Raw genomic sequence first — 11,424 nt, forward strand, 5'->3', positions numbered from 1 at the left:
AAATTATTCAGTGCTCTACATTTTTGTAGATGTTGAATAATCTAGGATTTTTAATTATTAAAGTTTAGGGGTCAAAAAACGTCATTCTCCGACAGCCCCTTATTTAAGATATAAACCGCTATTAATTTTTATAAACTACTCATCTTTAGATTTCAATTTCTTTGCACTGCACAAGTTCTCTTCTTTATTTGCTACTCTTCCGCACTTCTTACAAACATATTTCCCATCTGAAACAAATTTCATATATTCTTTCATATCTTTATCTAGAATATCATCCTTTACAAGTTTACATAGTTTTTTTGACATGAGATTCTCCTTTATAAATATATAACTAATTTCGCTGATGCTTATATAGGATTATTACCCTAATTAATAATAAATATCTACATTTTTAAAATATAATATATTTATAAAGAAAGAGCCCCCATTTAACCTGGAGCTCTCATGAAAAATCTAAATTATTTCAAAACTATATTAAATATTTTACCATTTATAAAGATTTCTTTTACTACAGTTTTACCTTCCATAAAAGACATAAGCTTGTCATCTTTTTGCAGTGCTTCTTTAGCAATCTCGATATTGGCATATCTTGAAATCAGTATTGTTCCTCTTACTTTTCCATTAAACTGTACCGGCATTTCAATTTCACTTTCTAAAGTAAGGTCTTCATTCCACTGAGGCCAACTCGTTTGATTTAGCATTCCTTCAAAACCTTGAATTTCACATATTTCTTCAGTTATGTGAGGAGCGATAGGGTAGAGTATGGTTATAAAGTCTTTAAGTTCATCTTTAGTAATATACCCACTTGTATTGAATTCATTTATAGCAGACATCATTGCTGCTATTGCAGTGTTATATTTCATGGCTTCGATATCTTGAGATACTTTTTTTATAGTCTTATGCATAAGTGCCGTGTTTCCCTTAGAGTATCCTTTTTCTTCACTAACCATATCTTGAAGTTTCCAGACTCTGTCAAGGAACCTTTTACAGCCTTTAACGCTTGAATCTGACCATATAGCCGGTTTTTCGTATTCACCTATAAACATCACATAGGCTCTTAGTGTATCTGCGCCATATTCATCGATTATATCATTAGGATTGATTACGTTTCCTCTGGATTTTGACATTTTCTCACCGTCGCCGCCCAGTACAAGCCCTTGTGCTGTTCTTTTTGCATATGGCTCCTTGAAAGGTACTGCTCCTATATCAAATAAAAATCTATGCCAGAATCTTGAGTAAATAAGGTGACGGGTAACGTGCTCCATTCCACCGTTATACCAATCTACTGGTCCCCAGTATTCAAGATTTTCTTTTGAAGCAAGTTCATTTTCATTATTTGGATCCATATATCTCAAGAAATACCATGAAGAACCTGCCCACTGAGGCATTGTATCAGTTTCTCTTTTTGCATCACCACCACAGCAAGGACATTTTACATTGACCCATTCAGCCATATTTGCAAGAGGAGATTCTCCTGTTTCTGTAGGTTTAAAGTTTTCTATAACTGGAAGTATAAGCGGAAGCTCTGATTCTGGAACTGGGACCATTCCGCATTTTTCACAGTGGATTATTGGAATTGGCTCTCCCCAGTATCTTTGTCTGTTAAAAGCCCAGTCTTTCATCTTGTAATTTACTTTTTTACATCCAAGATCATTATCATTAAGGTAATTAGTCATCTTTTCTATGGCATCTTTAACTTGGAGTCCGTCCACAAGTGGTGAATTCACCATAATTCCATTTGCAATATCAGTAAAAGCTTCTTCTTCAATATTTCCACCGCTTATTACTTCTATAATTGGAATGTCAAATTTTCTTGCAAATTCCCAGTCTCTCTTATCATGAGCTGGAACTGCCATTATAGCCCCTGTTCCATATCCCATCATAACATAATCAGAAATCCATACAGGAATTTCCTGGCCAGAAACCGGATTTATTGCTTTAATTCCCTTAAGTTCTACCCCGGATTTATCTTTTGCAAGTTGAACTCTCTCAAATTCAGTTTTCTTCTTAGCTTCATTTTTATAATCTTCAACTTCGTCCATATTGTTTATTTCTAAAGACAGAGTATCTATAAGTGGATGTTCCGGGGCTATAACCATAAATGTTGCACCATAAACAGTATCTGCTCTTGTTGTAAATACAGGTAAGTTCATATCATGATCTTTAATATTAAACTTTATTTCAGCTCCGTATGATCTTCCTATCCAGTTTTCCTGTTCAAGCTTAATTCTAGGAAGAAAATCAAGGTCTTTGAGCTCATCAAGCAGCTTGTCAGCATATTCTCTTATTCTCAGAAACCATACATCTTTTTCCATCTGTACGACTTCGCTTCCACATCTGTCACACACGCCATCTTGTGATTCTTCATTTGCAAGCACAACTTTGCAGCTGTTACAGAAGTTAACAAACGTTTTATCTTTAAAAGCAAGGTTATGCTTGAACAGTTGAAGGAATATCCACTGAGTCCACTTGTAATACTTTTCATCGGTAGTATCTACAGTTCTGCTCCAGTCAAAAGAATAACCAGCAGCCTTGAGCTGACTTGTAAATACTTTTATATTTTCATCTGTTACTTCTCTTGGGTGTTTACCTGTTTGAATAGCATAGTTTTCTGTAGGGAGACCAAATGCATCCCATCCAATTGGAAATAAAACGTTAAAACCTTCAAGTCTTCTTTTTCTTGAGACCACTTCTAAAGATGTGTATGCTCTTATATGACCAACATGAAGACCTGCTCCAGATGGATATGGAAATTCTACGAGATTATAGTATTTCGGCTTGCTTCTGTCGTCAGAAGCTTTAAATGTTTGATTTTTTTCCCATATATCCTGCCACTTTTTTTCAATAATACTTGGATTATACTCCATAATATAACACTCCTTTTAGAAAAAAATTCAATTAAAAAATCTCCATCTCAAAATAGAGACGAAGATCGCGGTACCACTCTAATTGACAATATGAATACATATCGTCCACTTAAAAGTTTATAACGTAACAACCCGGCAAAACTATTTATTAATCACAGTAAATTACAGGATTAATTTTCATATTTGCAACTCCCAGGCGAGTTCAGAATAAGTTTTACTGCATTACACCTTGTTGCAGCTCTCTGTCAAAACTTTTATAACTTACTACTCCTGATCAAAGTTTCATTTCTAAGATAGTATCATGATATTCAATAAAAATCAACAATATTTTGAATCATATGTGGAAATATTGTTCAAAACGATATATAATCATCTTATACAGGCAAAAGTAATGCCAAATTAAAAAAAGAGGTAACAAATGAAAACTGTTTATATTGAAGAACAAATTAAAAACCTTCCAGCAAAACCTGGAGTTTATATAATGAAAGATGAAAACGAAAATATAATATATGTAGGAAAAGCTATCTCTCTAAAAAATCGTGTAAGACAATATTTTAGAGAAAGCAATGCTGACCCTAAGGTAAGAGCAATGGTTGCAAAAATTAATGAATTTGAATATATAATAACTGATAATGAGCTTGAGGCCCTTATACTTGAAAACAACCTTATTAAAAAACATAAACCACATTATAATATATTACTCAAAGATGATAAGACATACCCATATATAAAAATTACAAAAGAAGATTATCCTCGGATATTTAAAACCAGGAAGATTTTGAAAGATGGCGCACAATATTTTGGGCCTTATACGAACATCTTTGCTTTGAATGACTATATAGACGCAATCAATGATATATTTATGATAAGAGACTGTAATCGAAATATCGAAAAATCTATAAGTAACAGGGAGCGTCCATGTCTCAATTATTATATAAAAAAATGCAGCGCACCATGCAATGATAAAATAAGCAAACATGAATATCAAAGTGAGGTAAAACGTGCAATCCAGATATTAGAAGGTAATACTCAGATTATAGAAGAATATCTTACACAAAAGATGTACAAGGCTTCAAGTGATCTTAATTTTGAAGAAGCTGCCAAATACCGTGACAAACTTACCAACATGGATAAGCTCTATGAAAAACAGAAGATAGTCTCAAATGACATAGACAAAAATCAGGATTATATCGTTTACAGCAATGATGATATAAATGTTGTATTTAGTGTATTTTTTATAAGAAACGGCAAAGTTATGGGCCAGGAAAGCTTTTATTTTGAAAGGAATCTAGACAATATCGATGAAATGTACAATTCATTTCTTATACAATATTATTTCGAAAAAGATGCACTGCCTGATGAGATAGTTATAGAAAAAGATATATCAGACAGAGGACTTTTGGAAGAGTATTTGGGTAATAGAAAGAGTAAAAAGATGAAAATCCTGGTTCCTCAAAAAGGAAAGAAAAAAGATATGCTAGACTTTGCTAAAAAAAATGCTCATGAACAATTTAAAATTAAGAGCATTAAAGAACTTAACAATAGATCGCATTTTGAATCTTCACTCAAAGAACTTTCTTCCTTACTTGGACTGGATAATATTTCTGTCATAGAATCATATGATATATCAAATATACAGGGCACCAGTTCAGTGGGCGTTAAAGTTGTATACAAAAAAGGAAAAAAATCTCCAAAAGACTACAGGCGCTATAGAATAAAAAGCCTGACTGACAAAAGTGATGATTATGCTTCGATGAGAGAGGTTATAGAGAGAAGAATGAAAGATCCTGAACTTCCCGACCTGATTTTGCTTGATGGCGGAAAAGGGCATGTATCCACCATAAAAGCTTTGTTTCGTGAATTAAAAATAGAAGTACCTGTTTTTGGAATTTACAAAGATAAAAATCACCGTACCGAGGGACTCTGCAGTGATACTGAGATTATGGAAATCAACAAGAGAAGCTCTTTGTTTAAATTTCTCACTGGAATACAAGATGAAACTCACAGGTTTGCCATAGATTATCACAGAAATATTAGAAATAAGAATATGATAAAGTCAGAACTTGATGGAATAAAGGGGATAGGCGAAAAAAGAAAAACTGCACTATTTAACAAATATGGCAGCATAGATAATCTTAAAAAAGCGTCTGTCGATGAAATCAGCAGTATCCCTGGATTTAATAAAAATATTGCTGAGAATATATTAAACTATTTTAAGGAGCTATAAAATGAAAAATACAATTTCAGTGAAAGAATTGATTGAAGAAATGCACTTAAACTGCGTCAACGCCTCTACAAATGAATACAGGGTGGATTCAGGGGATGTAAACAGACCAGGCATGCAATTAATAGGTTACTACATGCATTTTGCTTCAGATAGAATGCAAGTGATTGGGAATGCAGAATTTGCCTACCTGGAAACACTTAGCGATGATCATCTACGAATCAAGCTTGATGAGTTTTTATCATATGATTTGCCTGCAATCTGTATAACAAGGGGCCACAAGCCTAATGATATATTTTATGAGCTCATAAAAAAACACAATAAAAACCTTATTCTAAGTGACTTGCCTACGACCAAATTTATGAATAAAATTTCTGAATATGCAAATCACAAGCTCGCACCTATAGAAGTCACTCATGGAGTTTTGGTGGATGTTGATGGAGTGGGGATTTTGATAAAAGGCGACAGCGGAATAGGAAAAAGTGAAACTGCACTTGAGTTAATAAAAAGAGGACATAGGCTTATATCTGACGATGCTGTTGAAATAAAGCTTTTGGACGATGATCTTCTTATAGGCCAGTCCCCAGAACTCACAAGATATATGATTGAAATAAGAGGTATAGGACTCTTGGACATAAAGAGTCTTTATGGTGTTGGAGCTGTAAAGCCAACAAAGACTATAGATCTTATTGCATATCTTGAATTATGGCAAGAAGGCAAATACTATGATCGCCTCGGCATAGATGATGAGCTTGTAGAAGTGCTTGGCATAAAAATACCCAAAATAACAATACCGGTAAAGCCAGGACGAAATCTTGCCGTCATTTTGGAAATTGCAGCAAGAAACCAGAGACAGAAGGAAATGGGCTATAATGCGGCACAAGAATTCAACGAAAGATTAATCGTTAAACTTACAAAAAACAACTAATAATAAATATATGGCATTATTTGCAATTTTTATTGCATTTTACTGTATTAATATGAGATAATAATATTATATAAAACTGCGTTTTTTTAGTCACGGGGGAAAATATATGAACAAAATAATTGTAAAAATTGCAAATCAGGAATATACAATAATCGGAAAAGAAGAAAAAGATTATATCCTTAGTCTGGCTTCACATGTAGATGAGCAAATTTCAAAAGCTTCTGAGAAGACCCCAAAAACGAACATTGTAACTCCAGTAGTTTTAGCTTCAATAAATATTGCTGACCAGTATTTCAAATCACTTGAGGATAACAAAAAATTATTAAATGTAATCGAAAATCAAAATTCAGGTGTTCTAAATGAAAAAGACAAGAATTTTCAATCACTTAAAGAAAAAGACGAATATATTAATAATATAGAAAAAAAAATCACTGATTTAGATAAACAAAACAGTAATACCAGCCAGGAAATAGAACATTTAAATAAGGAAATTTCCAATAAAGAAAATGAAATTGAGGATCTTCATATCCTTATAAACAGTTTTCAAAATCATATTTACGAGCTTCAGTTAGAGATAAACAATTTAATAGATATAAAATAGTCTCTTCATAGAGGCTATTTTATATAAAGGAGAATTATGAATAATAAAATAGAATTACTTGCTCCCTCGGGAAGCTATGAGTCTTTGGTTGCAGCAGTGCAAAACGGAGCAGATGCAGTATACCTTGCAGGAATGAGGTTTGGCGCCAGAGCCAATGCTTCAAATTTTGATAATGACGAGATTATAAATGCAGTCAAATATGCACACGAAAGAAACGTCAAGGTCTATGTAACAGTCAATATAATAGTAAATGATGACGAAATTGCAGATTGCATGGAATATATAAGTTTTCTTTATAATAACGACGTAGATGCAGTAATAGTACAAGATATTGGTGTAGCAAATCTGATAAACAAATATTTTCCAGAATTTGAAATACACGCGTCAACGCAAATGAGTATTTCAAATTCTTTAGATGCTATGTTTTACAAAAACATGGGTTTTTCAAGATTAGTAGCTGCCAGAGAAAATTCAATAGAAGAAATCAAAAATATCAAATCATTTTCTGATACTGAAATCGAATCATTTGTTCATGGTGCTTTGTGTGTCTCTTACAGCGGCAAGTGTCTCTTTAGCTTTATACAAGGAGGCAGATCGGGAAACAGAGGAAATTGTGCCCAGCCGTGTCGTATGAAATATGATCTTAATTCTCCAAAAGGGGATACCACAATTGAAAACAAGTACATTTTAAGCATGAAAGATCTAAGCACGATTACAAATATAAAGGAAATCGTCAGCGGCAATATTGATTCACTCAAAATAGAAGGCAGAATGAAAAGACCAGAATATGTAGCCATTGTTGTCAAGAATTACAGAAAAGCTATAGATGGGATTTTAAATGATACAATAACACCCGAGGAATTAACCCTACTGGAAAACGAGATAAAATATGTATTTAACCGCGAATATACTTCGGGACATATCTTGTCCTCACCTCCTGGAAAAATGGCAAATCTTGATTCGCCAAAAAACAAGGGAGTTTATTTGGGTGAGGTATTAGATGTTGATACAAAAATGAAAAGAATAAAAATAAAACTAGAAGATGACTTGAGCAAGGGCGATGGCCTCAGCATAGGTGAATTCGTTGGAAGAATCATTCATAGAAAAGAAATCAAAAATTTCGCAGCAAAAGGCGAAACTATAGAATTAGATTTTATAGGTAATGCTAAAGCTGGTGATAGAATTTACAAAACTTATAATACTACTATCATGAATGCCGCGACTGAAAGTTATAAAAAAGAATTCATAAAGTCTCCACTTTCATTTAGTTTGAAATTTAAAATAGGCGAAAATCCTCAAATTTTCATAACTGATAACAGAAACAACAAAGTTAGTTACAAAGATGATGAATATACAGTAGAAGCTGCCATAAACAGACCTACAGACGAAGAAACAATAACTAGACAAATGAGCAAGCTTGACAGTACGTCATACTTCCTTAAAGATATAAGTATAGAAAAAGATGAAAATGCAGTAATTCCGGTATCAATGCTCAATAAACTTAGAAGAGAATCCATCTCGATGATTACTGCAGCAAGAGAAAATATTAATAAAAGAGCTCATTATGACACTTATAAAATGATTTCTGATATTAATGATCTCTACAGTGTTAACGTAAGTCAAAATGTAAATTCTGACAACCTGACATCTGATTCTGACTTTAGTATTGCAGTTAAGTGTTTTAATGAAGATCAGATAAAAGCCTGCATAGATTCAAAGGTAAATAGAATATACATTTCAGATATGGAATTATACAAGAACTATGCCAAAAATGATGACGCAAACCTTTATCATTTTATTACGCCGGGTATGATGAAAGATAAAGACATAGCCGATCTGCAGGATTTTATCAATGAGTATAACCCTAATATTATGACAAACAGCCTGGGTCATGCAAAACATATATCCAAACAGTATCTTGATAAGAATATAAACAATTCTGTAGGAATTGATTATATGGCAAATCTCAATAATAAATTTTCAATCGATTATACAATTAAATCCTTTGAGGCAAATTTAGATACTTTGAGTCCAGGATTAGAGTATGTTATAAATCAGCAATATTTAGATTATACTTTCTTTGAATCCCAAAAAAGCAAAATAGAAATTCCTGTTGCGACTCATCCAATCTTAATGATTACTGAGTATTGTCCTTATAAGACAGACGGAGCAAGATGCAAGTTTCCAAATTGTGTCATAAATGACTCTACTTTAAATGGTGAAAATAACGAGATTTATAAAATTAAAACCGACAGTTTCTGTAAACTGTATATATACAGTTCTCGTATTGTCGAGTTGCACGTTCAAAGTATAAAAACATTAAAGGAAAGTAACTACAATAGATTTAGAATAGATTTGCTTGATGAAACTTATGATAATACTATTAAACTTATTAACAAATATAAGAGAAACTAATAAAGAGTGATAATTATGGAAAAGAAAACATTAAACGTACTAGAATATAACGCTATTATAAACCTCTTGGAGGATTGCGCGTCTACTGAACTTGGGAAAATAAAAGCCCGCCAGATAGATGCAAGTAACTCTATAGAAGTTGTAAAACAAAGACTTAAAGAAACAAGTGAAGCTCAAAGTATCATATTAAAAAAAGGGGGTCTGCCCATATACAGTCTTACTGACATCAGAAGATCTTTAAAACTTGCAGAAATAGGATCAACAATAGACATTGGAAACATCCTCAAGGTTGGAGAAATTTTAAAAACAGCAAGACTGGTTTATTCAAAAGCTTCTGGAATTGCAAACCTTGAAATAATCCCAGGTCTTGCATCCAACCTGTATTCTGACCCCGAACTCGAAAACAGAATCTTTATATCAATAATATCTGAGGAAGAAATTTCAGATAATGCAAGTTCGCAGCTAAAAAAGATTCGAAGAGATATAAGAGTATCAAAAGAACAGATAAGAACTAAAATCGGTTCTATGATCACCTCTAAAGAAAATTCCAAATATTTACAAGAATCCATAGTTACAATGAGGCAAGACCGTTTTGTATTGCCTGTAAAAATTGAAAACAGGTCCAATATCCCCGGAATTGTCCATGATACTTCCTCGTCAGGTTCAACACTTTTTATCGAACCTATGGCTATTGTAGAAATGAACAACAATCTTCGTATACAGATCAATAAAGAACAAGAAGAAATCGAGCGTATAATTATGGCATTCTCTAACGAGATAGGATTAATCTCGGGAGCGATTTCTGAAAACATTAAAATTTTAACCGAACTGGATTTTATTATGGCAAAGGGAAAGCTGTCAATAAAAATGAAAGCTATCGAACCCAACATTAACGATACTTTATCTATAGTCATTAAGAATGCCCGGCATCCTTTAATTGACCCCAAGAGTGTGGTCCCTTTAAATATGGAGCTTGGCAACCAATATAAAACACTCATTATCACAGGCCCTAACACTGGCGGAAAAACAGTAGCACTTAAAACTATTGGCTTGCTTTCTCTTATGTTTCAAAGCGGACTCCATGTGCCATGTGACTATGGGAGCAGCATGTGTATATTTAGAAAAGTATTTGCCGATATTGGCGATGAACAGAGTATAGAAAACAGTCTTTCTACATTTTCTTCACACATGACTCATATAGTAAAGATTCTGTCTGAAATGGAAGATAATGACCTTATACTGCTTGATGAATTAGGGTCTGGAACAGACCCCATAGAAGGTTCTTCTCTAGCTATATCAATATTAGAAACCATAAGAGAAAAAAGTATACTGACAATGGCTACTACACACTACAGCGAACTTAAAAATTATGCACTCAATAAATACGGAGTTGAAAATGCATCTGTGGAATTTGACATTGAAACACTCAGCCCCACATATAAATTGATAGTGGGTATACCTGGAAAATCTAATGCTTTTGAAATTTCAAGAAAGTTAGGACTTAGTGATGATATAATAGATTTGGCAAAAGCAAATCTAAGTGAAGAAGAAATAAAAATGGAAGATCTTCTTGCTCAAATTGAAAGAGACAGAAAGAGGATTGAAAACGAAAAAGAATATATAATTTCAGCTTCTCAAAAAATCAAAGAAAAAGAAGAAGATTTAATTAAAAAAGAAATAAAAACAAAATCCGACAGAGAAAAAATCATACTAGAATCAAAGAAAAAAGCTTCTACAATTCTTAAAGATGCAAAATATGAAAGTGATTCAATCATAAAAGAGCTAAACAACATAAAAGCAGATATAGAACAATACAATGTAAACAAAGAAATAGAAAAAGTTCGTACAAAAGTAAAGACAGGACTTGAAAAATTTGGATATACAGAAGATCTTTTAGGCTTAGATGAGCTTGAAGGCAAAGCCTTACAAAGTGTAGACATTGGACAAAAAGTATTTGTTCCAAGTTTTAGTCAAGAAGGTCTGATTCTTTCTATAGATAACAATAAAAAAGAAGCTCTTGTTCAAATTGGAATTATGAAAATAAATATGCCTTTCGAAGCCCTTCAGGGAAAGAATAAAGCAAAAAAAGTAAAAGAGATCAAAAAAAGTGGCATAGGAAAAATAATTAAAGATAAAGCAAGTACAGTGAAGTCAGAAGTTGACGTTCGAGGTATGGATATGGAAACTGCCAGAATCGAAGTCGAAAAATATCTTGATAATGCTTATCTCTCAGGTATTCCAAGAGTTACAGTTATACATGGTGTCGGCACAATGGTCCTTAAAACCGGAATTAGCAATATGCTGAAATCTATGAACCATATAAAATCATATAGACCAGGTGGTTATGGAGAAGGCGGAATTGGAGTAACTATTGTAGAATTTAAATAAA

General features: G+C 32.9%; 7 protein-coding genes and 1 other annotated feature. Of the genes, 5 read left to right on the top strand and 2 right to left on the bottom strand.

Going from position 1 to position 11,424, the window contains the following annotated elements; all coding sequences use genetic code 11:
- Positions 1–135: 135 nt before the first annotated feature.
- Positions 136–306 (bottom strand): hypothetical protein, encoded by a 171-nt coding sequence (locus G558_RS14090; RefSeq protein ID WP_169337702.1) that lies wholly within the window; start codon positions 304–306, stop codon positions 136–138.
- Between the two features lie 152 nt (positions 307–458).
- Positions 459–2,867 (bottom strand): leucine--tRNA ligase, encoded by a 2,409-nt coding sequence (gene leuS / locus G558_RS0100010; protein ID WP_207636184.1) that lies wholly within the window; start codon positions 2,865–2,867, stop codon positions 459–461.
- Positions 2,868–2,918: 51 nt separating this feature from the next.
- Positions 2,919–3,154 (bottom strand) — a binding site (T-box leader).
- Between the two features lie 131 nt (positions 3,155–3,285).
- On the opposite strand from leuS, the gene uvrC reads away from it, so the two are divergent.
- The 5 genes from uvrC (at position 3,286) to G558_RS0100035 (ending at position 11,423) form a co-directional block, all read left to right on the top strand.
- The gene (gene uvrC / locus G558_RS0100015; RefSeq protein WP_036931268.1) at positions 3,286–5,094 is read left to right on the top strand and encodes an excinuclease ABC subunit UvrC; all 1,809 of its coding nucleotides are present in this window, start codon (positions 3,286–3,288) and stop codon (positions 5,092–5,094) included.
- 1 nt (position 5,095) lies between these two features.
- Complete coding sequence (hprK, locus tag G558_RS0100020) at positions 5,096–6,019, top strand: HPr(Ser) kinase/phosphatase (RefSeq protein ID WP_036931271.1); 924 nt, start codon at positions 5,096–5,098, stop codon at positions 6,017–6,019.
- A 106-nt stretch (positions 6,020–6,125) separates the two neighbouring features.
- On the top strand, positions 6,126–6,620 hold the full coding sequence (zapA, locus tag G558_RS0100025) for a cell division protein ZapA (RefSeq protein ID WP_028828316.1): 495 nt from the start codon (positions 6,126–6,128) through the stop codon (positions 6,618–6,620).
- A gap of 36 nt (positions 6,621–6,656) precedes the next feature.
- Positions 6,657–9,035: a peptidase U32 family protein gene (locus G558_RS0100030; protein ID WP_028828317.1), complete on the top strand. Its 2,379-nt coding sequence runs from the start codon at positions 6,657–6,659 to the stop codon at positions 9,033–9,035.
- Positions 9,036–9,050: 15 nt separating this feature from the next.
- Positions 9,051–11,423, top strand: coding sequence for an endonuclease MutS2 (locus tag G558_RS0100035; protein ID WP_028828318.1), 2,373 nt, complete (start codon positions 9,051–9,053; stop codon positions 11,421–11,423).
- Position 11,424: the final 1 nt, after the last annotated feature.

Source organism: Proteocatella sphenisci DSM 23131, assembly GCF_000423525.1.
Classification (GTDB): domain Bacteria; phylum Bacillota; class Clostridia; order Peptostreptococcales; family Filifactoraceae; genus Proteocatella; species Proteocatella sphenisci.

Bases quoted from the DNA above. Each gene is read 5' to 3' on its own strand.
- G558_RS14090 (WP_169337702.1), bottom strand. From the start codon at position 306: ATGTCAAAAAAACTATGTAAACTTGTAAAGGATGATATTCTAGATAAA.
- leuS (WP_207636184.1), bottom strand. From the start codon at position 2,867: ATGGAGTATAATCCAAGTATTATTGAAAAAAAGTGGCAGGATATATGG.
- uvrC (WP_036931268.1), top strand. From the start codon at position 3,286: ATGAAAACTGTTTATATTGAAGAACAAATTAAAAACCTTCCAGCAAAA.
- hprK (WP_036931271.1), top strand. From the start codon at position 5,096: ATGAAAAATACAATTTCAGTGAAAGAATTGATTGAAGAAATGCACTTA.
- zapA (WP_028828316.1), top strand. From the start codon at position 6,126: ATGAACAAAATAATTGTAAAAATTGCAAATCAGGAATATACAATAATC.
- G558_RS0100030 (WP_028828317.1), top strand. From the start codon at position 6,657: ATGAATAATAAAATAGAATTACTTGCTCCCTCGGGAAGCTATGAGTCT.
- G558_RS0100035 (WP_028828318.1), top strand. From the start codon at position 9,051: ATGGAAAAGAAAACATTAAACGTACTAGAATATAACGCTATTATAAAC.